At 67.3% G+C, this 22,458-nt stretch carries 18 protein-coding genes; 11 read left to right on the top strand and 7 right to left on the bottom strand.

Annotated elements, in window-relative coordinates; genetic code table 11:
- Positions 1-8 precede the first annotated feature (8 nt).
- Positions 9-1,043 carry a phosphotransferase family protein gene (locus tag ACERNI_RS04450; protein ID WP_448832051.1) on the top strand — a complete coding sequence of 345 codons (1,035 nt, stop codon included), beginning with the start codon at positions 9-11 and terminating at the stop codon, positions 1,041-1,043.
- A gap of 354 nt (positions 1,044-1,397) precedes the next feature.
- Here the strand turns inward: ACERNI_RS04450 and ACERNI_RS04445 are convergent, their stop codons facing one another.
- Complete coding sequence (locus ACERNI_RS04445) at positions 1,398-2,519, bottom strand: CaiB/BaiF CoA transferase family protein (protein WP_448832050.1); 1,122 nt, start codon at positions 2,517-2,519, stop codon at positions 1,398-1,400.
- Between the two features lie 366 nt (positions 2,520-2,885).
- On the opposite strand from ACERNI_RS04445, the gene ACERNI_RS04440 reads away from it, so the two are divergent.
- On the top strand, positions 2,886-3,779 hold the full coding sequence (locus ACERNI_RS04440) for a GNAT family N-acetyltransferase (RefSeq protein WP_448832164.1): 894 nt from the start codon (positions 2,886-2,888) through the stop codon (positions 3,777-3,779).
- A gap of 9 nt (positions 3,780-3,788) precedes the next feature.
- On the opposite strand, the gene ACERNI_RS04435 is transcribed toward ACERNI_RS04440, so the two are convergent.
- From ACERNI_RS04435 to ACERNI_RS04425, 3 genes are all read right to left on the bottom strand, one after another.
- Positions 3,789-4,682, bottom strand: a complete 894-nt coding sequence (locus ACERNI_RS04435) for an NAD-dependent epimerase/dehydratase family protein (RefSeq protein ID WP_448832049.1) — start codon at positions 4,680-4,682, stop codon at positions 3,789-3,791.
- The gene (gene queG, locus ACERNI_RS04430; RefSeq protein ID WP_448832048.1) at positions 4,682-5,932 is read right to left on the bottom strand and encodes a tRNA epoxyqueuosine(34) reductase QueG; all 1,251 of its coding nucleotides are present in this window, start codon (positions 5,930-5,932) and stop codon (positions 4,682-4,684) included. Before queG ends, ACERNI_RS04435 begins: the two co-directional genes overlap by 1 nt.
- Positions 5,933-6,083: 151 nt before the next feature.
- Positions 6,084-6,827, bottom strand: a complete 744-nt coding sequence (locus ACERNI_RS04425; RefSeq protein WP_448832163.1) for a glutathione S-transferase family protein — start codon at positions 6,825-6,827, stop codon at positions 6,084-6,086.
- Between the two features lie 464 nt (positions 6,828-7,291).
- On the opposite strand from ACERNI_RS04425, the gene ACERNI_RS04420 reads away from it, so the two are divergent.
- Complete coding sequence (locus tag ACERNI_RS04420; protein ID WP_448832047.1) at positions 7,292-8,095, top strand: undecaprenyl-diphosphate phosphatase; 804 nt, start codon at positions 7,292-7,294, stop codon at positions 8,093-8,095.
- Between the two features lie 25 nt (positions 8,096-8,120).
- Here the strand turns inward: ACERNI_RS04420 and nth are convergent, their stop codons facing one another.
- On the bottom strand, positions 8,121-8,906 hold the full coding sequence (nth, locus tag ACERNI_RS04415; RefSeq protein WP_448832046.1) for an endonuclease III: 786 nt from the start codon (positions 8,904-8,906) through the stop codon (positions 8,121-8,123).
- A 24-nt stretch (positions 8,907-8,930) separates the two neighbouring features.
- On the opposite strand from nth, the gene ACERNI_RS04410 reads away from it, so the two are divergent.
- The 8 genes from ACERNI_RS04410 to ACERNI_RS04375 all read left to right on the top strand — a co-directional run bounded on the left by ACERNI_RS04410 (position 8,931) and on the right by ACERNI_RS04375 (position 17,395).
- On the top strand, positions 8,931-9,497 hold the full coding sequence (locus ACERNI_RS04410) for a DUF2244 domain-containing protein (RefSeq protein WP_448832045.1): 567 nt from the start codon (positions 8,931-8,933) through the stop codon (positions 9,495-9,497).
- A 692-nt stretch (positions 9,498-10,189) separates the two neighbouring features.
- Positions 10,190-12,094 carry a molecular chaperone DnaK gene (gene dnaK, locus ACERNI_RS04405; protein ID WP_448832044.1) on the top strand — a complete coding sequence of 635 codons (1,905 nt, stop codon included), beginning with the start codon at positions 10,190-10,192 and terminating at the stop codon, positions 12,092-12,094.
- 344 nt (positions 12,095-12,438) lie between these two features.
- On the top strand, positions 12,439-13,572 hold the full coding sequence (dnaJ, locus tag ACERNI_RS04400) for a molecular chaperone DnaJ (RefSeq protein WP_448832043.1): 1,134 nt from the start codon (positions 12,439-12,441) through the stop codon (positions 13,570-13,572).
- 267 nt (positions 13,573-13,839) lie between these two features.
- Positions 13,840-14,517 carry a class I SAM-dependent methyltransferase gene (locus tag ACERNI_RS04395; protein ID WP_448832162.1) on the top strand — a complete coding sequence of 226 codons (678 nt, stop codon included), beginning with the start codon at positions 13,840-13,842 and terminating at the stop codon, positions 14,515-14,517.
- A gap of 90 nt (positions 14,518-14,607) precedes the next feature.
- A complete protein-coding gene (gene pyrF / locus ACERNI_RS04390; protein ID WP_448832042.1) occupies positions 14,608-15,339 on the top strand; it encodes an orotidine-5'-phosphate decarboxylase in 732 nt (243 codons plus the stop codon).
- Positions 15,340-15,369: 30 nt separating this feature from the next.
- Complete coding sequence (locus tag ACERNI_RS04385) at positions 15,370-15,681, top strand: DUF1330 domain-containing protein (RefSeq protein WP_448832041.1); 312 nt, start codon at positions 15,370-15,372, stop codon at positions 15,679-15,681.
- A gap of 4 nt (positions 15,682-15,685) precedes the next feature.
- Positions 15,686-16,495 carry a 4-hydroxy-tetrahydrodipicolinate reductase gene (dapB, locus tag ACERNI_RS04380; protein WP_448832040.1) on the top strand — a complete coding sequence of 270 codons (810 nt, stop codon included), beginning with the start codon at positions 15,686-15,688 and terminating at the stop codon, positions 16,493-16,495.
- A 276-nt stretch (positions 16,496-16,771) separates the two neighbouring features.
- On the top strand, positions 16,772-17,395 hold the full coding sequence (locus tag ACERNI_RS04375) for a 2,3-bisphosphoglycerate-dependent phosphoglycerate mutase (protein WP_448832039.1): 624 nt from the start codon (positions 16,772-16,774) through the stop codon (positions 17,393-17,395).
- A 238-nt stretch (positions 17,396-17,633) separates the two neighbouring features.
- Here the strand turns inward: ACERNI_RS04375 and ACERNI_RS04370 are convergent, their stop codons facing one another.
- Both ACERNI_RS04370 and ACERNI_RS04365 read right to left on the bottom strand, forming a co-directional pair.
- Positions 17,634-20,747 carry an autotransporter domain-containing protein gene (locus ACERNI_RS04370; RefSeq protein ID WP_448832038.1) on the bottom strand — a complete coding sequence of 1,038 codons (3,114 nt, stop codon included), beginning with the start codon at positions 20,745-20,747 and terminating at the stop codon, positions 17,634-17,636.
- A gap of 666 nt (positions 20,748-21,413) precedes the next feature.
- On the bottom strand, positions 21,414-22,271 hold the full coding sequence (locus ACERNI_RS04365) for a polyprenyl synthetase family protein (protein WP_448832161.1): 858 nt from the start codon (positions 22,269-22,271) through the stop codon (positions 21,414-21,416).
- Between the last annotated feature and the right edge of the window lie 187 nt (positions 22,272-22,458).

Below are 22,458 nucleotides of genomic sequence, written 5' to 3'. Positions count from 1 at the left end.
GATGAAACGTGGAACACGGCATTGATCTGGCGGCGCTCGCCGGATGGATGGACAGCCAGGGTCTTGGCTCTGGCCCCCTGACGGATGTGACCAGCCTGAGCGGCGGCACGCAGAACATTCTGTTGCGGTTCCAGCGCGATGGCAGGGGCTATGTGTTGCGCCGGCCGCCGCTGCATCTGCGCGGCAATTCCAACAAGACCATGCAGCGCGAGGCGCGCATGCTGGCGGCGATCGCCGACAGCGATGTTCCGCATCCGCGCTTCATCGCCGCCTGCGCCGACGACACCGTGCTGGGGGCGTTTTTCTACCTGATGCAGCCAATCGATGGCTTCAACGCCACCACCGGCCTGCCGCCGTTTCACGCGGGCTCGGAGGCGGTGCGCCGCCGCATGGGCTTCTCCATGGTTGAAGCCGTGGCCAAACTCGGCGCGCTCGACTATCGCGCCCTTGGCCTCGCGGATTTCGGCAAGGTCGACAACTACCTGGAGCGCCAGGTCGACCGCTGGCGCTCGCAGCTGGAAAGCTACCGCGAATATGTCGGCTGGCCCGGGCCGGAGTGCCTGCCAGGGGTTGACCGCGTGGCCGCGTGGCTGGCCGCCAATGTGCCGCCGGTGTTCGAGCCAGGCATCATCCACGGCGACTACCACCTCGCCAATGTCATGTTCCGCAACGACAGCCCGGAAATGGCGGCGATCATCGACTGGGAGCTGACCACCATCGGCGACCCGCTGCTCGATCTTGGCTGGATGATGGCCACCTGGTCCGAAACCGAAACGCCGCGCCCGGACGATATCGCCGTGCAGCCATGGACGGGCTTCCCGACCATCCCGGAACTGGTCGGGCACTACGGCAAGCATTCACGCCGCGATCTCACGCACATCAAATGGTACGGCGTGCTGGCCTGCTACAAGCTGGCGCTGATTATTGAAGGCACCCACGCCCGCGCCTGCGCCGGCAAGGCTCCGGTGGAAACCGGCGACAAGCTGCATGCCCACGCCGTCAGCCTGCTGGCCCGCGCCCTGCGCTGGATCGACGGGGAATAGGGCATGATGCGGACAGGTGGATGCCGCTTGTCCGATAAAAATCATGCGAAACCAAAAGCTGGAGCGGGGTTCATTTCTGTTTGAAGCCATCCCGCTCCAGGCGGCGGCCGTCGCCGGGGCGGCATGGCGCATGACACCCTGTACGTTCGCCCCTTCATCCCCTCCTCAATTCTCGGGGGCATGAATTCCCGGGGGGCATCCCCGGACCTGCGCCGGGCATTCACGCCTTCACGTCCCGATCCATCGCAAGACGCGGAGAAAACGGGAAACGGAAGGCAACCGGCCGCAACCGCGCGCCTTCAGATAAACGCCTCTCATCCTGTCGCTTGCCGCCGCCCGCCTGCCGGAAGCGCCTCAGCCCGCGAATTCCGCCCGCAGCGCCGGACCCTGCTCATCAACCTCCGGCACCCGGGCCGCGACGGGCGAGACGCCGTCGTGCAGCGCGCCGGGGCCGAGCAGGGTCACGCGGCCTTTCGGGGTCTCCACTTCCACGAAGCGCGCCTGGGCGTGGCTGGCCAGATCGTCGAGGCCGTTGATGCGGCCCCAGGCGATGCGCGCCGCCTCCAGCCGCTCCGAGACATCCGCGCGGGACAAATTGCCGAACACGGCGTTGATCGCCGCATCCAGCGCCGGGCGGTTGTGCACGCGGGCGGTGTTGTCGGCGAAGCGCGGATCGTCGGCCAGCGCCGGCTGGCCGAGCACCTCGTCGCACAGCTTGCGCCATTCCCGCTCGTTCTGGATGGAGAACAGGATTTCCTTGCCGCCGGCGCAGGCGTAGGCCCCATAAGGCGCGATGGTGGGGTGGTTGAGCCCCATGCGCGTTGGCGCCGCGCCGCCCATGACGAACTGCAGATAGGGCACGTTCATCCAGTCGGCGAGGGCGTGGAACAGCGAGACGGCGATGTGCCGGCCCTTGCCGGTGCGGTAACGGCCGATCAGCGCCTGCAGGATCGCCTGGTGCGCGGTCATGCCGGCGGCAATGTCGCAGACCGAAACGCCAACGCGGCCGGAGCCTTCCGGTGTGCCGGTGATGGCGGCGAGTCCGGTCTCGCCCTGCACCAGCAGATCGTAGGCCTTCAGGTCCTTCAGCGGCCCATCCTCGCCATAGCCGGAGATGGAGCAGGTGATGAGGCGCGGATTGGCGGCGCGCAACTCCGCCATGTCGAGGCCGAGACTGGCCAGCACGCCTGGCGCGGCGTTCTGGATGAACACGTCGGCCCGCAGCGCCATGCGGCGGATCAGGGCGATGTCGTCCGCATCGCGCAGATCGACGGCGATCGATTCCTTGCCCCGGTTCAACCAGACGAAATAGCTGCTCTGGCCATTGACGCACCGGTCATAGCGGCGGGCGAAATCGCCTTCGCGCCGCTCGATCTTGAGGACGCGCGCGCCCGCGTCGGCAAGCCGTGAGGAGGCATAGGGCGCGGCGACCGCCTGCTCGACTGATACCACCAGCACCCCGTCCAGATCGCCCATTGCCGCGCCTTTCCTGTCATTGCCGGCGGTTCGGCCGGCGCGTCGTTGCATCTGGCGGCATCTGGCACGCCTGGGCGGTCGCGTCAAAGGCGCGGGTCGCCATTGTGGCGTCTGGAGCACGCGTGACGGGGACGTCGCAAATGGCCGGATCCCTTGTGTGCAAAGGCGCACGATTGTCACAATTAGGCTCAGGGAATATGATTATAAGCGCATCGCCCTCAACGCGCGCATGGGCGCGCGATTGGGTGAGGGGCACGTGATGCGATCAAGAGGCGTGTCTGCATGAGCAACGACTGGCGCGAGGGCCGGCATACCGCCCGCGGCAATCCGCTTCTCAACCGTTTTGCCCCGATGGCGGCTGCGGCCATGCTGTATCCGGCGCGGCGCGCGGGCAATGGCGCGCTGAGGCTGATTCCCGGCCACGTCCCGCTGCCCGATGTCGTCGCCGACCTTGGCGGTATTTCGCCGGTGTTGGGACGCATTGGCCCGCTGGAAGTGCGGCTTGCCACCACGCGCAAGCAGATCAAGCAGGCGCAGCGCCTGCGCTACCGGGTCTTCTACGAGGAAATGTCGGCGGTTCCCAATCCCGCCGCGCGCCTCGCCCGACGCGACATGGATGGTTTCGACGCCATTTGCGATCATTTGCTGGTGATCGATAATGGCGAGGCTGGCGGCGCCGAGAAGCGCAGGCCAAAAGTGGTTGGCACCTATCGCCTGCTGCGTCAGGAGGTGGCGGAGCGCCATTCCGGCTTCTACACCGCCAGCGAATTCGACATCGCGCCGCTGCTGGCCCGCCATCGCGGCAAGCGTTTTCTGGAGCTGGGGCGCTCCTGCGTGCTGAAGGAATACCGGACCAAGCGCACGGTGGAATTGCTGTGGCAGGGCATCTGGAACTACGTGCAGCATCACCGCATCGACGCCATGTTCGGTTGCGCCAGCCTTGACGGCGTCGATCCTGAAAAACTGGCCCTGCCGCTGAGCTTCCTGCACCATTTCGCCGCGCCGCCGGAGGACTGGGCCGTGCAGGCGTTGCCCGCCTGCCGCATCGACATGAACCGCATGCCGAAAGACGCGGTCGAACCCCGGAAGGCGATGCACGCGCTGCCGCCGCTCATCAAGGGCTATCTGCGCCTCGGCGCCTCATTCGGCGCGGAGGCGGTTGTCGACCGCCAGTTCGGCACCACTGACGTGCTGGTGCTGCTGCCGGTGTCCGTCATCAGCAAGCGCTACGTCAATCATTTCACTGGCGGCGAGGCCTGAGGCAGCGCCTCAGCGCCCCTCGCCGGCGGCGGCCAGTGCGGCGAGGCCCTCGCGATAGCCTGGATAGGCCAGCGTCACGCCCAGTTCCTCGCGCATGCGGCGGTTGGAGACGCGCTTGTTCTCGCCCCAGAAGCTGCGCGCCATGGGCGTCAGCTCGGCTTCCTCAAAGGGGATGGCTGGGGGCGGCGCGACGCCAAGCAGTTCCGCCGCGTATTCAATCGGCAGTTGCGGCGCGCAGGGCTCGCTGTCGGTAACGTTCCAGACGCGCTGCTCAACCTGGGGGCGGCTGAAGGCGGCGTCGATGGCAGCCGCGATATCATCCACATGGATGCGGTTGAACACCTGGCCGGCGCGAATCAGCCGGTGGGCCATGCCGTCGCGGATCTTGACCAGCTGGTTGCGGCCTGGCCCGTAGATGCCCGACAGGCGCAGCACGTGCACGGACTTGCCGGACGCCCGGCCCAGCTCCAGCCAGGCCTGCTCCACGGCGACGCGCTGCCGGTTGCGGGCGCTGCCTGGCCGGAGCTCAGCGTCTTCCTCAATCACCGCGCCCTGGTGGTCGCCATAAACCCCGATGGTGGAAAGATAAACGATGTGCGTCAGCCCGGCGGCGCCGGCGATGCGATGGCCAAAATGGCGCAGGGCCGGATCGCCCGCCTGGTCCGGCGGCGCTGAAACCAGCAGATGGCTGGCGCGGCCAAGCGCGGCGGCGAGCGCCGGATCGGGCGGGGGCGTCGCGGAGCCGTCAAAGGCGTGCATGACCACGCCGTCTGCCGCCGTCCCGCCAGCCAACGGCTCGCGCAACTGCCGGCGGGTGGCCGTGATGCGCTGGTAGCCGGCGCCGTGGCGGCGGACATAACCTTGCGCTGAAAACCCCAGCCCAAACACAAACAGCTCTGTCATCACGCCTGCTCCGCTTCCGACGTCTGCGTTGGGAGGCCTGCCGCAAGCTCCCATTCGGCCAGAACGTCCGGGTCGGTTTCGGCGACGCGCTGGCGCCGCAACTTGCCAAGACTGGTCGCATCCAGCAACTGGCCGAGCGCCCAGACCGCCGCGCCGCGCACCAGCGCCGAGGCATCGTCGAGCAGCCGCGCCGCCGGCTCCGCCAGCCCGCGATCGCCGGAGTTTCCGGTGGCGATCAGCACATTGCGCAAAAACCGGTCGCGCCCGGCGCGTCGCACCGGCGTCCCGGCGAAGCGGGTTCTGAACGCCGCGTCATCCAGCGACAGCAACCCAGCCAGGGCCGGCCGGTCGTTTTCCGCGCGCGCCGCCAGCTTCGCGTCGCGGCCGGCCTGCGCGAACTTGTTCCACGGGCAGACGGCGAGGCAGTCGTCACAGCCAAAAATCCGGTTGCCGATCGCCTTGCGGAAGGCATGGGGAACCGGCCCGGCGTGCTCGATGGTCAGATAGGAGATGCAGCGGCGTGAATCGAGTTGATACGGCGCTGGAAATGCGCTGGTCGGACAGATGTCGAGGCAGGCGCGGCACGAGCCGCAACTCGGCCGGCCTGGCGGATCGGGCGGCAACTCGGCGGTGGTGAGAATGACGCCGAGAAACAGCCAGTTGCCCAGGCTGCGCGACACCAGCACGCTGTGCTTGCCCTGCCAACCGACGCCGGCGAGGGCGGCCAGCGGCTTTTCCATCAGGGGGGCGGTGTCGACAAACACCTTGACGTCGGCGCCGCCGCGCGAGGCCAGGAAGCCGGCGACCTGCTTCAGCCGCCCCTTGATGACCTCGTGATAGTCGCGCCCCTGGGCATAGACGGAAATCAGGCCGCGATCGCGCGCCGCCAGATGATCGAGGGGATTGTGGTCAGGGCCGTAGTTCAGGCCGAGAACCAGGGCGGATCTGGCTTCCGGCCACATGGCCTGCGGGCTGGCGCGCCGCTCCGCGCCGTCGCGCATCCATTCCATGTCGCCGTGATAGCCGGCGTCGAGCCAGTCCAGCAGCCGCGCGCCGGTTTCCGGCAAGGCGGCGGCTGGCGCAACGCGGGCCACGTCGAACCCTTCAGCCAGGGCGCGCGCCACCACGGCCTTGCGCAGCGCGGCGCCGCTCAGGCCAGCCGGACCGGCTGCGGCCTTGCGACTGGCGGGCGCTTTCTGGCGGGCGCCGGGAGGAGAAGAGCCGGGCCGGGAAGCGTCGTGTATTGTCATTCCGTCGCCGGCTTCTGGTCCTGCGTTGTCGCCGCGTGGCCCCTTGCGAAAACCGGGGCAAAGCCTGTTCAGGCTGAGGCGGGGTTCTGCCCCATGCCTTTGTTCTGACGCATGTTCTTTGCACAAGCGGCGGCCGCTTGCCACACGCGTTCTAGACGTTCAGCCGCGTATAGCTGGCCGCGGGAGCCATGCCGGGCACCATGTCCTGGAGCAGGGTGCGGAATGACGGCCGCGACTTGATGCGACCATACCACGCCGCCGCCGCCTCGTCCTCGCCCCACGGCACGTCGCCGAGATAGTCGACGCAGGACAGGTGCGCCGCCGCCGCCAGATCGGCGCTGGTGAGGCGCCCGCCGGCGAGAAACGGCGCATCGCGCAGCAGAAAGCCGATGTAGCGCAGGTGATAGCGGACGTTGGCGCGGGCCGCGCGCACGCCGTTCATGTCGGGCGGGCCGCCGCCCAGCTCCGTCGCCATGAAGCGCTTGTAGATCTTCTCGGTGCACAGGTAAGTGGTAACTTCCGCGAAGAATTTTTCATTGAACCAGGCCGTGAGGCGCCGGGCCTCTGCGCGCTCTGCAATGCCCCCAGGCAGCAGACGCCGGTCGGCGTGGCGCGCGCCCAGCAGTTCGTCGACATATTCGTTGATGACGGCGGCGCCGGAGAGCGTCAGCGACGCGGCGCCGTCGGGGGCGACGCCCTCAGCGTCGCTGTCCGGATGCAGCGCTCCGTCAGCCTCCAGCACCGGCGCTTCGCCAGCGGGATTGAGCATCAGGAACTCCTGACGCCGCTCCCACGGCCGCACCTCGACCAGTTCCGGTTCAAGGTCGAACTCGCCCAGCACCAGGCGGACAAAGCGGGAGTGCGGACAGAAGGCGTGATGGTGCAGGGTGGCCATCAGGGGCAGATCCACTCAGGCGTCAGGCGGCGGCCGGACCAGGATTTCTCGGGAAAGGCTCCCGTATAGTCAGGAGCGCATCTGGCGACAATCATTGTCTTTTGCGCCGCGCCGGCAGTGCCTGTGATGAGTGGGGGCATTAACCGTCCATTCAGTGATGCGGATATACCTGCTTGAGCCTTTCGCCGTCGAAGGGCCAGCCGTTGCCGTTAACGTCTGTCGACGTTCCGACGTCATGATTCGACCTGTATCACTGCGGAATGTGGCGACCATCCGGCGCGGTTGCCGCAATTGGCGGAGGGAGCCGGGAGCGCGCCGCGCGAGGGCGGCTGGCAGGGCGGACGCAACAGGCGTGAAAACAACGGCATAGGGCAACATCTGGCGGCGGCCGGGCATGGGTCCGCATCACAAGCAATTGTTGACCGTCGTGCGGAAATCATGGCGGACAGTCTGGAGCAATACGAATGGGCATCATCGAGGCGTTCCAGGCCGGGGTCCTGGGTCTGGTGGAAGGGCTGACCGAGTTTCTTCCAGTGTCGTCGACCGGCCATCTGCTGCTGCTGGGTCATTTTCTCGGCTTCAAATCGACCGGCCAGACATTCGAGGTGCTGGTGCAACTCGGCGCCATCCTCGCCATCGTCTCGGTCTATTTCGGCCGCATCATCTTCCTGCTCCGCACCCTGCGCACGCGGCCGGAGACCCAGCGTTTCGTCACCGGGGTGCTGGTCGGCTTCCTGCCGGCGGCGATTCTGGGGGCGCTGCTGCACGGCTTCATCAAGGGCGTGCTGTTCAATCCGTGGATTGTCTGCGTGGCGCTGATCGTTGGCGGCCTGGTGCTGCTGGTGGTGGACGGGCTGAAGCTGGAGCCGCGTTACGACAACGCCGAGACCTTTCCGCTGCGCACCTATCTGGCCATCGGCTGCGCCCAGTGCCTCGCCATGATCCCCGGCGTCTCGCGCTCCGGCGCCACCATTGTCAGCGCCATGTTCCTCGGCGCCACCAAGCGGGCGGCGGCGGAGTTCTCCTTCTGGCTGGCCATGCCGACCATGGCCGGCGCGTTCGCCTGGGACCTGCTGAAGAACTACAAGCTGCTGACCTTCAACGACGGCGGCCTGATCGTCATCGGCTTCACCATGGCGTTCGTCTCCGGCCTGTTCGTCGTGCGCAGCCTGCTCGGCTACGTCTCGCGCCACGGCTTCGCCCTGTTCGGCTGGTGGCGGCTGGTCGTTGGCGCCGCCGGCCTCGCCGGCCTGATGGTGTTTGGCTGAAGCAGCGGATGCGCGCGGTCCCGGCTCACCCCGGCGTGCTTTTGGGTTCGTACTGGCAGATATCGGCGATCAGGCAACGCCAGCACTCGGGCTTGCGCGCCTTGCAGACATAGCGCCCGTGCAGGATCAGCCAGTGATGGGCGTGCAGCAGGTACTGATCGGGAATGACGCGTAACAGGCCCTGCTCGACCTCCAGCGGCGTGCGGCCGGGCGCCAGCGGAATCCGGTTTGCCAACCGGAACAGGTGGGTGTCGACGGCGATGGTGGGCTGGCCGAAGAAAATGTTCAGCACCACATTGGCGGTCTTGCGCCCCACGCCGGGCAACTCTTCGAGCGCCGCGCGGTCCGCCGGAACCTCGCCGCCGTGACGGTCGATCAGCAGCTGCGACAGGGCGATGACATTGCGCGCCTTGGCGCGGAACAGGCCGATGGTCTTGATGTGATCGCGCACCGCGTCCTCGCCGAGCGCCAGCATTTTCTGCGGCGTGTCGGCCACGGCGAACAGGGCGCGCGTCGCCCTGTTGACGCCAACGTCCGTCGCCTGGGCTGACAGCACCACCGCCACCAGCAGCGTGTAGGCGTTGACATAATCCAGCTCGCCCTGCGGCTCCGGGTCCACCTTGTGGAAGCGGGCGAAAATTTCGGTGATCGCCGCTGGCGACAGCCGATGCGCCGGCGCGCGGCCGCTCTGGTCCGCAGTCTTGCCCGTCATCTTGTCCGTCACCTGGCCCGCCGCCTTGCCGGCGGCTTTGGCGACCGGCTTTTTAGCGGACGCGGCTTTTGCGGAAGAAGCGGATTTGCGGATGGTCATGAGGGGGTTATGGTGAAAGCCATCATGACAGGCAATCCACATAATGTTCAGCCGGCGCTGGCGCTTGCGCCGCTGGATGACGCGCTGGCGCCAGCCCGCTGGCCTGATCCGGCGGAGCGCGATGAGTTCCGCGTGCTGATCACGCCGCACCGTTCGCTGGGCGCGCGCGGCTTCCGGCTTGTCATGATGCTGGTTCTGGTTTGCAGCGTCGTCGCCAGCCTGCCGTTCGTCATCATGGGCGCCTGGCCGGTGGCCGGCTTCTTTGGCCTCGACGTGCTGGCCCTCTATGTCGCCTTCCGCCTCAGTTTCTCGCGCGCCGCGGCCTTCGAGGAAATTGCCGTCACCAGCGTCAGCCTGATGTTGCGCAAGGTGTCGCACACCGGCGCGCAGGCGGAGTGGCGCTTCAATCCGCTGTGGACCAGCCTGCTGCGCGAGAACGACGACGAGTTCGGCCTGCTGCGGCTCAGGCTTGCTTCGCGCGGTCAGGTGGTGCCGGTCGGCGACGCGCTGTCGGCGGCGGAGCGCGAGAGTTTCGCCGCCGCCCTGTCGGCGGCGCTGGGCGCGGCCCGGCGCGGCGAATTGCGTTACTGAAACCGTTCCGCGCTTTCACGCCGCAGCTGGCCTGAAATCTGGCCGAACCGGGACCGGCAGCAGCGGAGAGGTCTGTCGCGTCGCTTCAGTTCAACGATATTTCGCGTCAAACAACCGCCTGACCTGCCGACCGCGCGGATTTTGCCGGTTGCGCCTCTTGCAGGTGGGCATCTGGCCCGCCAACTGAGCGCCAGTGCTGGCGGCGTTGCATGCAATGCCGTTGCGGGAGCGCTTTGCGACCAGGCGGAACCGTCCGGTCGATCACAATGCGCTCAAAGCAGGAGGACCTCTTGAAACAGGAGGGCCTGGAGCAGCTTCCTCCCTGTTGGGTGGAAGCCAATCCAGGCGGGCGGTCCGCCGACAGGTTGCGGGCCATGAGCGGTTGTTATGCCAATGGCGCGGAGCTTGTGCCGCGACAGACGTCAGTCATGTGGATCATGCAGGTCTGAGGTTGGCTTGCGAGCCATGGGCCGGCCTCCTATATAGCGCGATAAGAACAGCGCGTTCAGTTTGCCGGACGGCGATCCGCCGCCCGCAAGCCGGCGCGTTCAAACCACCAGGATGCGGTTGCAAATCCAGCAGGCGGTCGCATTCAGTCTATCTGGTCTGTCATGCCGGCATGGATGACAGGCCGGGCCATGGCCGGGTCGCTTCGGGGCCTGGCGGTCTGCTTTGAAAGTGAGGGATCAATCATGGGTAAGGTCATTGGCATCGACCTCGGCACTACCAATTCCTGCGTCGCCGTCATGGACGGCTCGACGCCGAAAGTTATCGAGAACGCGGAAGGCGCGCGCACCACGCCGTCGATCGTTGCGTTCACCGACGATGGCGAGCGCCTCGTCGGCCAGCCGGCCAAGCGCCAGGCCGTCACCAATCCGGAAAAGACCTTCTTCGCCATCAAGCGCCTGATCGGCCGCTCCTTTGACGATCCGATGACCCAGAAGGACATCGGCCTTGTTCCGTACAAAATCGTCAAGGCAAAGAACGGCGACGCCTGGGTCGAGGCCGACGGCAAGGATTATTCTCCGTCGCAGATCTCGGCGTTCACGCTGCAGAAGATGAAGGAGACGGCGGAGGCCTTCCTGGGCCAGACCGTCGATCAGGCCGTCATCACCGTGCCGGCGTACTTCAACGACGCCCAGCGCCAGGCCACCAAGGACGCCGGCAAGATCGCCGGCCTTGAAGTGCTGCGCATCATCAACGAGCCGACCGCCGCGGCCCTGGCCTATGGCCTCGACAAGAAGGCGGCCGGCACCATCGCCGTCTACGACCTTGGCGGCGGCACCTTCGACGTCTCGATCCTCGAGATCGGCGACGGCGTGTTCGAGGTGAAGTCGACCAATGGCGACACCTTCCTCGGCGGCGAAGACTTCGACATGCGTCTGGTCGAGTACCTGGCGGACGAGTTCAAGAAGGAGCAGGGCATTGACCTGAAGAAGGACAAGCTCGCCCTGCAGCGCCTGAAGGAAGCCGCCGAGAAGGCCAAGATCGAGCTGTCGTCCGCTGCGCAGACCGAGATCAACCTGCCGTACATCACGGCGGACGCCTCCGGTCCGAAGCACCTGGCGCTCAAGCTGTCGCGCGCCAAGTTCGAGAGCCTGGTTGACGACCTGATCCAGCGCACCGTCGAGCCGTGCCGCAAGGCGCTGAAGGACGCTGGCCTCTCGGCTGGCCAGATCGACGAAGTGGTTCTGGTCGGCGGCATGACCCGCATGCCGAAGGTCCAGGAAGTCGTGAAGCAGTTCTTTGGCAAGGAGCCGCACAAGGGCGTCAACCCGGATGAGGTCGTCGCCATCGGCGCCGCTGTCCAGGCCGGCGTGCTGCAGGGCGACGTCAAGGACGTGCTGCTGCTCGACGTGACCCCGCTGTCGCTGGGCATCGAGACGCTGGGCGGCGTGTTCACGCGTCTCATCGACCGCAACACGACGATCCCGACCAAGAAGAGCCAGGTGTTCTCGACGGCTGAAGACAACCAGACCGCCGTGACCATCCGCGTCTTCCAGGGCGAGCGCGAGATGGCTGCCGACAACAAGGCGCTGGGCCAGTTCGATCTGGTTGGCATCCCGGCGGCGCCGCGCGGCGTGCCGCAGGTCGAGGTGACCTTCGACATCGACGCCAACGGCATCGTCAATGTCTCGGCCAGGGACAAGGCGACCGGCAAGGAACAGGCCATCCGCATCCAGGCCTCGGGCGGTCTGTCCGACGCCGACATCGACAAGATGGTCAAGGACGCCGAGGCGCATGCCGATGAGGACAAGAAGCGGCGCGCGCTGGTTGAAGCAAGGAACCAGGGCGAAGCGCTGATCAACTCCACCGAGAAGTCGGTGACGGAGTTCGGCGACAAGGTTTCGGCCGCCGACAAGACGGCGATCGAGACGGCTGTCGCCGCCCTGAAGACCGCGCTTGAGGGCGAGGACGTCGAGGCGATCACGGCGCGCACCAATGAGCTGATGCAGGCTTCCATGAAGCTGGGCCAGGCCATGTACGAAGCCCAGCAGGCTTCGGAAGGCGGCGACGCTGGCGCCGCCGGCGCCAAAAAGGATGACGACGTCATCGACGCCGACTTCCAGGAAGTCGACGACAAGAAGCGCAACTGAGCCGGTTGGCGCGGGGCCGCAATTTGCGGCCCCGTTGCCTTTGGCCGGGCCATTTCGGGCGGCGCGACGGTGCGTGCGCCCGGCGTCCGGGCGAAGGCTGGCGACAGGGCCGGCATCTGGCCCTGTCTGAATGGAAGTCATATCCTGGCGTGCGGCGGAAACGGCCTTGCCGGATGATGGCTTCAGTGATTTGGACGTTTTCTGGAAAAAGCTGCATCACCATATGACGCGCATGCCGGGGCGGGACCGGGCGGCGCTCTGGTTGTGCCCGGCTGAATGGTCATGACGCGCATGCGCATGGCTGACGATGAGAAGATGACAGGATCAGGTCTGGAATTTGCCCGATGACCAAGCGCTGCTACTACGAGGTCCTTGAGGTTGAACGGACCGCCTCTGACGGTGACCTGAAGGTCGCTTTTCGCAAGCTGGCCATGAAATGGCACCCGGACAAAAACCCCGGCGACGCCGCCGCCGAAGTGCGCTTCAAGGAAGTCGCCGAGGCGTATGAGGTGCTGAAGGACGGCCAGAAGCGCGCCGCTTACGACCGCTTCGGCCACGCCGCCTTCGAGCAGGGCGGCGTGGGCGGCGGCGGAGGCCCGGGCTTCGGCGCCGATTTCTCCGACTTCATGACCGACATCTTCGACAATTTCTTTGGCGACAGCCGCGCCCGCGGCGGCCGCCAGGGCCGCAATCGCGGCTCCGATGTCCGTTACAATCTCGAAATCACCCTGGAAGAGGCATTCGCCGGCAAGACCGCGGCGATCCGCGTGCCGACGGCGGTGCGCTGTGACAGCTGCGAGGGCACCGGGGCCAAGAGCGGTTCACGCTCCCGCACCTGCGGCACCTGCGGCGGCGCCGGCCAGGTGCGCGCCGCCCAGGGCTTTTTCGCCATCCAGCGCACCTGTCCCACCTGTGGCGGTCGCGGCGAGATCATCGACAATCCGTGCGACGTCTGCCATGGCGCCGGCCGCGTCACCCGTGAGCGCAACCTTTCGGTGAATGTGCCGGCCGGCGTTGAGGACGGCACGCGCATCCGCCTGTCCGGCGAGGGCGAGGCGGGCAGCAACGGCGGCCCTGCCGGCGATCTGTACATCTTCCTTGCCATCCAGCCGCACGCCATCTTCCAGCGCGACGGCGCCGACCTGTTCTGCCGCGCTCCGGTGTCGATGACCCTGGCGGCGCTTGGCGGCGAGTTCGAGGCTCCGACCCTCGACGGCGAACCGGCGAAAGTGTCGATTCCGGCCGGCACCCAGACCGGCCGCCAGCTGCGCCTGAAGGGCAAGGGCATGCCGGTGCTGCGCAGCCGCAATGTCGGCGACCTGTACATCCAGGTGGTGGTCGAGACGCCGCAGAACCTGTCGCGCCGCCAGCGCGAGCTGCTGCAGGAATTCGAGCGGGAGTCCTCGGGTGAAACGCACCCGGAGAGCGCCGGCTTCCTGTCCCGCGTCAAGGAGCTGTTCGGCGGCCTTGGCGGCTGAACGCGCCGCGCCGCCGCCCGGTCTGAACCCGGTTTTTTGGCGCGGACAGTCAGATCAAATCCAGTTGCGCTTGCCAGAATTTGATCTGAAGCCCTATGCGCCCAGGCGCAACAGGTGTAACCAGAAATAGTCTGTGCTGGCCTGGCCAGCGGCTGGACAATGCACCTATGGAAGGAATTCCATGTCAGTTGGCAATCATGCAGCAGCAATCGTGGGGCGCAGCGGCTTTGACCCGCGCGGCGCGTCTCTCCATCTCGCCGGAGCCCGCTGACCTTGCCGCGCCAACGCCAATCCGGGAAATCGCCTGCCGGAAAACCGCCCGTCCGCATCGAGGATGAGGCGCGGTTCCTGCGCTCGTGGGTGGAGCGTCCGCTCGTCACCGGGGCGGTGACGCCTTCGGGAAAAATGCTGGCCCGCACCATGGCCAGCTATCTTGATCCGGCGGCCCCGGGCCAGGTCATTGAGCTTGGGCCTGGCACAGGCCCGGTTACGGAGGCCATCCTGCGCCGCGGCGTGCCGGAGAACCGCCTGATCCTGGTGGAGTACAGCGCCGATTTCTGCAGCCTGCTGGCCAGGCGTTTTCCCGCCGCCACCATCCTGCAGGGCGACGCCTACAATTTCCCCGAGCTGCTGGCCGAACGTCTGCAGGGCGCGGCGGCGGCCACCGTCTCCAGCCTGCCGCTGTTCACCAAGCCGCTGCCCATGCGCATGAAGCTGCTGAACGACGCCTTCCATCTCATGCAGGCGGGCGCGCCGTTCGTGCAGTTCACCTATTCGCCGGTCTCGCCGATTCCGAAGTCAGAGGACTATACCTCGCAGCCCTCCGGCCGCGTCTGGTGGAACCTGCCGCCAGCGCGGGTCTGGGCTTACCGGCGCTGCCAGAACGCCAGCGGGCATGCCCAGCCGGCGCAGGCGCTTCCCAACGGCAAGCACCGGCCGCGTTGACCCGCCGCCGCCACGCTCCGGCTGGCCCTGGAGACGGATTCGTCGACTCCAGGGCTTGAGTGCGGCGCGGCGCCTGTGCGAAGAGGCGTCATGAACGCGCAAACTCCCTCCCGGCTGCCCCGCGCAGCCATTCCCGCCCGGGACCGTCTGATCGTCGCGCTGGATTTTCCGGATGTGGCGGCGGCGCGCGCCATGACCGCGCGCCTCGGCGACGCCGTCAGCTTCTACAAGGTTGGGATGGAGCTGGTTTATGGCGGCGGGCTGCCGTTCATCGGCGAACTGGCCAACCAGGGCAAGCAGGTATTCGTCGACCTGAAGCTGCACGACATTTCCAACACGGTCGAGAAGGCCACGGCGCGCATTGCCGGCCTCGGCGGCCGTTTCCTGACGGTGCACGCCTATCCGCAGACCATGCAGGCAGCCGCGCGCGGTCGCGGCGACAGCGCGCTGCAGATTCTTGGCGTCACCGTCATGACCTCCTATGACGACGCCGATCTCGCCGAGGCCGGCTACGCCGCCGGCGTGCATGACACCGTGGCCCGCCGCGCCGCCCAGGCGCGCGCCGCCGGCATCGACGGCCTCATTCTCTCGGCTGGGGAAACCCGGGCGATGCGCCCCATCGTCGGCGACGACATGCTGCTGGTGACGCCGGGCATCCGCCCCGCCGGCGCGGCGCTGGGCGACCAGAAGCGGGTGGTGACGCCAGCACAGGCCATCGCCAACGGCGCCGACTATCTGGTGGTCGGGCGTCCGGTGACAGAGGCGGCTGATCCCGTCGCCGTGGCGCGGGCCATCGTCCAGGATATCGAAACGGCGCTTTGACCGGATCAGCGCCTGGGAAAGGGACAGAGCATGGCGAAGGGTTACTGGATCGGACGCGTCGACGTGTCGGACGCCGACGCCTACAAGGCCTATGTGGCGGCCAACGCCGAGGCATTCGCCAAATATGGCGCCCGTTTCCTGGTGCGCGGCGGCGCTTTCGACACGGTGGAGGGCGACTCGCGCGCCCGCAACGTCGTGATTGAGTTTCCCAGCCGCCAGGCGGCGATCGATTGCTGGAATTCACCGGAATACAAGCGCGCCAAGGCGTTGCGCGATGGTCACGCCGTGGCCGACATGGTGGTCATCGACGGTTACGACGGCCCGCAACCGGGCGAGGGTTGAGAGCATGGGCGACATGAAGCTGGTCGTGGCCGGCGCCGCCGGGCGCATGGGCCGCATGTTGGTGACGACGATCGCCGACACGGCGGGCGCGGCGCTGCACGGCGCCACCGACCGTCCCGGCGCTGAAGCGCTTGGCAAGGACGCTGGCCTGCTGGCGGGCGTTGGCGCGAACGGCGTCATCATTACCGACGACGTGGCGGCGGCGCTTGCCGGCGCTGACGCCGTGATTGATTTCTCCGCCCCGGCGGCGACGGTCGCGCTCGCCGGGCTGGCGGCCGAGCGGGGCGTCGCCCACATCATAGGCACCACTGGCCTGTCGGAGGCTGATCTCGCCGCTTTGGCGCAGGCGGCGACGCGCAATGTGGTGGTCCGCTCCGGCAACATGAGCCTTGGCGTCAACCTGCTGGCGGCGCTGGTGCGCCAGGCGGCGGCGGCGCTCGGCGAGGATTTCGATATCGAGGTGCTGGAAATGCACCATCGCCACAAGGTTGACGCGCCGTCCGGCACGGCGCTGCTGCTCGGCGAGGCCGCCGCCGAAGGGCGCGGGATCAGCCTGGGCCAGCGCTCGGTGCGGGTGCGCGACGGTCACACCGGCCCGCGCACCCCTGGCGACATCGGCTTTGCCACCCTGCGCGGCGGTTCGGTGGTTGGCGATCACAGCGTTATCTACGCCGGTCCGCACGAGCGCATCACCCTGTCGCATCACGCGGAAGACCGGGGTATTTTCGCCCGCGGCGCCGTGCGCGCCGCCTTGTGGACGCGGGGCCGTGCGCCGGGGCTGTATTCCATGGCCGACGTGCTGGGCATCGGCTAAGGCGCTTTCCGATCAGACGGAACCGTCTGATCGACCGGAATTCGCCCGAAATCAGGGCGCAGGAGCCTTTTCGGATCCATTTTGACCGGAAAAGGCTCCTGGGCGCTTTCGGGAAAAGCGGGGTCCGCTTTTCGTGACGGGCGTGCGTAAAACCAGATCGCCAGAGCGGTTCCAGCGAACCTGTTTCGCCGGAGACGGTCTGGCGTCAGAGCCGTTTTCAATCTGACTGCCGGCGCGGCGCCGCAACAGCCGCCGCGTCGAAACCGGAGTTCACGCATGACCGAGCGTCTTCTTGTTCTCGCCCGTCACGGCCAGAGCGACTGGAACCTCAAGAACCTGTTCACAGGCTGGAAAGACCCGGATCTGACCGAGCTTGGCGTTTCGGAAGCGAAGGCCGCCGGCGACCGCCTGAAGGCGAAGGGCCTGTCGTTCGATCGCTGCTACACCTCGGGCCTGTCGCGCGCCCAGCGCACCGCCGGGCTCATTCTCGGCCAGCTCGGCCAGGACAACCTGCCGACCGTGCGCGACATCGCTCTCAACGAGCGCGACTATGGCGAACTCTCGGGCCTGAACAAGGACGACGCTCGGGCGAAGTGGGGCGAGGACCAGGTTCACGTCTGGCGCCGCTCCTATGACGTGCCGCCGCCCGGCGGCGAGAGCCTGAAGGACACCGCCGCCCGCGTGCTGCCCTATTACATCCGCGAGATCCTGCCGGCGGTGATGCGCGGCGAACGCGTGCTGGTCGCCGCCCACGGCAATTCGCTGCGCGCCCTCATCATGGTGCTGGACGGCCTGACCACCGACACCATCGCCGGCCTGGAGCTGGCTACCGGCGTGCCGCTGGTCTATCGCCTCAACGCCGACACCACCGTGGCGTCGAAGGAAATCCTCGCCGCCTGAGGACCTGACCCGGATGGGCTGGCCCAACCGGCTGCGGTGAGGGATTGGCAGGGCTCCTGCGCGATCCGGCTACGAAAAGCGGCCTGCCCCGAAGGGGGCAGGCCGTTTTTCATGCGATCATCCGGTCGCTGCGGGGCAGGTCATTTGCGGCGAGCCGGGGTTCACCGACAAATGATCTATCACCTTGATTTCAGGTGTTTTATTCACGAAAAGCGTCACGCGCTTTTCGTGATAGGCCCTAGAATGTGGCCGTCAGACCCGCCGTGAAGCTGTGCGCGGCGCGGGCGCTGTCGCGACTGCGCTCCCAGGCGGCGAACAGGCGGGTGTGAATCTCCTGCTCACCATTGGGGGCAATGCCAAGCCGCGCGCCCATGGCGCTGCCAGCCTGTTTCGCGGACATGGCCTCGTCCAGCGAAAAGCTGGCCGTTGGCGCGCCAGCCAGCGTGTGGCGCATGCGGTCGCTGCGGGCATGGGCCAGCTGGAAGCGCATCCACGCCGCCGGTTCCGCGACAATGCCGCCGAGGGCGAAGCGCCGCGAAACATCGACGTTGAGCGACGGCGTCAGCATCATTGCCGCGCGGCGGCCGGTCAGCACCGAGGCGGCGCCGGCGCCGGTTTCACGCAGGCCGCGCCTGGCCATCCGCACCCAGTCGAGGCCCGCGGACGGCTCGACTTTCAGGGAGCCGACGTCGAGCGTCATGCCGGCGCGGATGCTGGCGAACGTGTCCGTGGCCCGGTGGCGGGCGCGGGTGGCTTCACGCAGATCGCCAAAGGCGAAGCTCCGTCGCGTCCAGCCATCGGTGCGGCCGGCGCCGACAACCGCATCGGCGAAGTATGGCCCCGAGGTCAGCGTCGCATAGCCGGCGACGTGCAGCGAACTGGCGCTCATGCCGCGCAGCTCACCCTGCCAGGCGGCGTTCATCTGGCCATGGGTGACGGCAATGCCCGTGGTCAGCGGCAGGCCGTTGGCGATGGTCCACGCCTTCTCCAGGCCGGCCGACATGAAGGCGTCCTGACCGGCGCCGCTCCGGCGCGCGCCGCGCCAGGGTTGCGTCGACATCTGCGCCCGGATGCTGACGTCGCCGACCTGGCGCACGCCCGCCTCTGGTTGCGCCGGCGTCCGGCTGCCCCGGCGGCTGGCGGCGGCCATGGCGAGCACCGAGCGTTGCATGGCGCTGGCGTGGGTCGCGATGGCCTCATCGGCCTTGCCAAGGCTCGCGCCCGACAGGGCGTCGAGGGCGCGCTGTGCGTCCTCTCGGGGGCCGGCCAGGTCCAGCGCCAGCAGAACCCGGTCGAGATCGCCCTGGGCGGCTTCGCTATAAACGCCGTTGAGGAAGGTGGCAACGGCCTTCTGGTTGCCTGTCGTCGCCGGCAGGCTGAAGTTGCGGCTCAGGGTGGCGGTCACCGCCGTATCGTTCTGCGACAGGGCGATGCCGACGAACGGCGAGGAGGTTTCCGCCCCGCTGAAGGCGCCGCTGACGCCGCTGTCCGCCCGGATCACCGTGCGCTGCGAACTGAGGAATTTCTCGGCGCGGATCGCCGCGCTCACCACGCCGCCAAGGCGCGCGTGTCCCTGCACGTGGATAGAGGAGCGCGAACCTTCGCAACCGTTGCGGACCTGGGTCTTGCCGGTGGGCAGGATGATGGTTCCGCCCATGGTCTGCTGGAAATCGCCAAGCACGGTCAGGCTGCCGCCGCAACTGGTGGTGCGCACCTGGCCATTATTGTGGATGTCGCCCTTCACCCGGCCGCCGCCGCCGAGGCTGGCGCCGCTGGCGACGTTGATCACGCTGCTTTCATAGAGATCCGGGCTGTTGATCAGCAGCTCGCCGTCATGAATGTCGGTCCGCTCGCGGGCCGTCTCGATGCGGGAGCGGATGTCGAGCGCGCCAGGGCCGGTTTTGGCCAGATTGCCGTTGCCCGCCAGCATGGGGCCGACCAGGGTGAGGGTGTAGCCCCGGTCAACGGAAAATGCGCCCGAGACGCCATTCGTATCGCCGGATGCGGGCTGCGCGAGGCGCACGGTGTGGTGGAGCGTGACCGCGCCGCTTGCCCGCAGGGTTCCGCCGCGAAACACCAGATCGCCGTCTGGCGCGCCAAGATTGCGGGCGCTGAATACGCGGACGACGCCGTCGTCGAAACGCGTGCCGCCGGCGTAGGTGTTGTTCCCCGCCAGCGTCAGCATCGCCTCGCCGCGTTTGATCAGCCGGCCAGGACCAGAAATATCGCCGCCATAGGACAGGTCCCGCCATTCGACATTTGCGACGTGGGGCAGGGCGAGGCGCACTGACAGGCCGCTTTCCAGCCGGTCGGTGTTGGCGGAGAATTCGGCCAGCTGCGCGTGCACGTAAGTGGTGGGATGGAATTCATCCCAGTAGAGGTATGAATTGGCGTTCTGTGGATTGCAGGCGCCGACATACTCGCCGCTATCGGAGCTGATGCAGTTGTCGCGGGCGTTGATCAGGTTGAAGTCGGCGGGGTTGGCCATGATTTCTTCCATCATGGCGGCGGTGTCGACGATGACGATGCGCCCGGGCGTCCGGTCGCTGGCGAGCTGGTCGCCAAGCCGGATCAGCCTGAGCTTCAACTCCCGGTTGGTCATGCCGATGACCTCCGACAGCTCTTTCTTGCTGGCGGCGTCGAGCCCGGCGAACTTCGGCGTGAGGCTCACGTCCGGCGTGGTCGGCGTGTAATAGGTGATCGAAGCGGGTCTCTCGCCGTTGGCCCGGTTGGCATTGTTGACAAACGCCTGGTGAATTGTCTTCAGCGCCGCCGGCACATTGTTGATGATGAAATCCCGCGCCATGAGATAGCCGTCGCGGGCGCTGCCCGAGGGGGCGGATTCACCAGGAACGCGGAAATTGTTGCCGCCGATCCACAGGGTCACCAGCGGGTTCGATCCAAAGCAGGTCTGGCAAACCGGGGCGCCGCTGGCCTGTGGCTGCGCTGCGCCAATGGCCGGCAGCATGTAATTGTCCACCTGCTTTTCCAGCGATGGAATCATCCAGTTGGCGAATTTGTTCGAGAACCAGGACATGCCGCTGCCAGCAGTCGTGCCGGTGATGGCGCCGCCCCAGGCATAGTTCACGCCAGGGCCGCCCTGACCCTTCTCGCCGCCAAGATACTCCGTCCACACCGGGCCGTTCGAAAAGCGGCCGTTGTGATAATGCGGACCATAGGGCTTGCGCGTCCAGCGCAGATACCAGGACGACAGATAGCCATATGTCCGCCCGGTGTCGCTCAGGCTATCGCCAAGGCTCCAGACTGAAGTATAATTCGCAGCCGCAACAGCAATTGGCGATGCGGATATCAATAACGCCGACAGCAAGCCGGCCCTTGCAAATCTGTTCATTATTAATCCATGACGTGAAAATCTTGCGCCGTGGATAGAAAAATTATGAATAAATAATATATCCAAATATGGACATGAGTAATTGTCAAAGAATAACTGTTGTATTCTTGCGTGACGGGCCGGGCCAACTGGAGCGCCGGCAAGCCGGTGCGCCCGCCGCGTCGGCGCCGTATCCGCCGGGCAGGCTGGCGATGGCAAGCTGGCCAGGGCCCTTTGCCGGCCAGGTCTCATAGAAAGGGACGTCTGCAGGTCTGGCGGCCTGATGTCGGCCTCTGCCTCCCGCGCCGCCGGGCGGCGAGGCGAATGCCGGCATCCGCAAGGCCTCGGGCAATTTGCTGATCTGCGGCGGCGCCTGTGACTTTGCGGTTTGCGCGACGCGCGACCGGGGGGCCGCGGTTGCCGGCATTCACGTCGCCGGTCCGGGCTGATCTGGCCCGGGGGACCTCCCTCCCGTCAGGGGGGCGCCTCCCGCCAGGCAGGCGCCAGATGGCGAAGCGCGTGATGCATCGGCATTCCGCAACGTCCAGGGCCACGGGACGGATGGCCTGGCGGGCGCGCTGCGCGCCGCTCCGGCTTCACCCAGGCCAACCTTATCCAGGCCAACTCACCCTGGCCAAATTTCTCTCTGGCCAGGGGGGCAGGGGGGCTTGGCCGGCGGGATTGGCGTCAGCTGCGGCGGGCGCCGACAAACCGGGCGGCGTCGCGCAGGATGTCCCCTTCCGGGCCGAAGCAGTCGAGCGCGGCGATGGCGTCGTCGATCAGCCGGTCGCAGACGGCGCGGGCTTCGGCGAGGCCCAGCGCCGTGACCAGCGTGCCCTTGCCCTTTTCCGCATCCTTGCCGGCGCGCTTGCCCAGGGTCGCCGCATCGGCCTCGTGGTCGAGAATGTCGTCGGCGACCTGGAAGGCGCCGCCCACCGCCTTGCCATAGCGGGCGAGCCGCGCCTGCAGATCGGCGCTGGCGCCGGCGGCAAGCCCGCCAGCCTCCACCGAGAACGCCAGCAACGCCCCGGTCTTCAACGCCTGCAGATGCAGGATGTCGTCCGGCGTCAGCCGCGCGGCGCCCCAGCGCCCCTCGGCGGCGAGGTCGAGCATCTGGCCGCCCACCATGCCGGTCATGCCCCCGGCGCGGGCGAGGCCCAGCATCAGCGTGGCGCGGGTTTCCGGGAGCGGATGCGCGTCCCCGTCGGCGATCGTCTCGAAGGCCAGCGTCAGCAGGGCGTCGCCGGCCAGGATGGCCGTGGCCTCGTCGAACGCCTTGTGGACCGTTGGCTGGCCCCGGCGCAGATCGTCGTCATCCATCGGCGGAAGGTCGTCATGCACCAGCGAATAGCAGTGCAGCAACTCAATGGCGGCGGCGGCGGGGGTGGCGATGGCCGCGTCCGCGCCGCACAGCACCGCGGTTTCGACCGTCAGGAACGGCCGCAGCCGCTTGCCGCCGCCCAGCGTCGCGTGGCGCATGGCGGCCAGAAGGCGCTGCGGCGCGGCGCTGCGGCGATCGAGAAGCTGCGCCAGCGTCGTTTCCATGGCGGCGGCCCGGCTGGCCAGCCGGGCCTGGAACGCTGCGGCGCTATCTGTCTTGCTGGCGAACACCTGAATGTCTCCGGTTTGGCGCCATGGCGCGGAGCGACCTGCAACCAGCGGCTTGCCGGAGCCGCGCCGGCGGGTCAAGTGTCGCGACGCAAGGGGCCCGCTGGGGCGGACAGGCCCGCCG

It is taken from the genome of Camelimonas sp. ID_303_24 (genome assembly GCF_053543495.1).
The sequence above is the reverse complement of the archived record's forward strand: the minus strand, read 5'-3'. Positions and strand labels throughout refer to the sequence as shown.

What these genes read in the sequence shown, in the direction of transcription:
- ACERNI_RS04410 (WP_448832045.1), top strand. Translation starts at nt 8,931, where the DNA reads ATGACAGGCAATCCACATAATGTTCAGCCGGCGCTGGCGCTTGCGCCG.
- dapB (WP_448832040.1), top strand. Translation starts at nt 15,686, where the DNA reads ATGGGCGACATGAAGCTGGTCGTGGCCGGCGCCGCCGGGCGCATGGGC.
- nth (WP_448832046.1), bottom strand. Translation starts at nt 8,906, where the DNA reads ATGACCATCCGCAAATCCGCTTCTTCCGCAAAAGCCGCGTCCGCTAAA.
- ACERNI_RS04385 (WP_448832041.1), top strand. Translation starts at nt 15,370, where the DNA reads ATGGCGAAGGGTTACTGGATCGGACGCGTCGACGTGTCGGACGCCGAC.
- ACERNI_RS04440 (WP_448832164.1), top strand. Translation starts at nt 2,886, where the DNA reads ATGCTGTATCCGGCGCGGCGCGCGGGCAATGGCGCGCTGAGGCTGATT.
- ACERNI_RS04375 (WP_448832039.1), top strand. Translation starts at nt 16,772, where the DNA reads ATGACCGAGCGTCTTCTTGTTCTCGCCCGTCACGGCCAGAGCGACTGG.
- ACERNI_RS04365 (WP_448832161.1), bottom strand. Translation starts at nt 22,271, where the DNA reads ATGGAAACGACGCTGGCGCAGCTTCTCGATCGCCGCAGCGCCGCGCCG.
- ACERNI_RS04420 (WP_448832047.1), top strand. Translation starts at nt 7,292, where the DNA reads ATGGGCATCATCGAGGCGTTCCAGGCCGGGGTCCTGGGTCTGGTGGAA.
- queG (WP_448832048.1), bottom strand. Translation starts at nt 5,932, where the DNA reads ATGACAATACACGACGCTTCCCGGCCCGGCTCTTCTCCTCCCGGCGCC.
- ACERNI_RS04425 (WP_448832163.1), bottom strand. Translation starts at nt 6,827, where the DNA reads ATGGCCACCCTGCACCATCACGCCTTCTGTCCGCACTCCCGCTTTGTC.
- pyrF (WP_448832042.1), top strand. Translation starts at nt 14,608, where the DNA reads ATGAACGCGCAAACTCCCTCCCGGCTGCCCCGCGCAGCCATTCCCGCC.
- ACERNI_RS04435 (WP_448832049.1), bottom strand. Translation starts at nt 4,682, where the DNA reads ATGACAGAGCTGTTTGTGTTTGGGCTGGGGTTTTCAGCGCAAGGTTAT.
- dnaJ (WP_448832043.1), top strand. Translation starts at nt 12,439, where the DNA reads ATGACCAAGCGCTGCTACTACGAGGTCCTTGAGGTTGAACGGACCGCC.
- ACERNI_RS04445 (WP_448832050.1), bottom strand. Translation starts at nt 2,519, where the DNA reads ATGGGCGATCTGGACGGGGTGCTGGTGGTATCAGTCGAGCAGGCGGTC.
- ACERNI_RS04370 (WP_448832038.1), bottom strand. Translation starts at nt 20,747, where the DNA reads ATGAACAGATTTGCAAGGGCCGGCTTGCTGTCGGCGTTATTGATATCC.
- dnaK (WP_448832044.1), top strand. Translation starts at nt 10,190, where the DNA reads ATGGGTAAGGTCATTGGCATCGACCTCGGCACTACCAATTCCTGCGTC.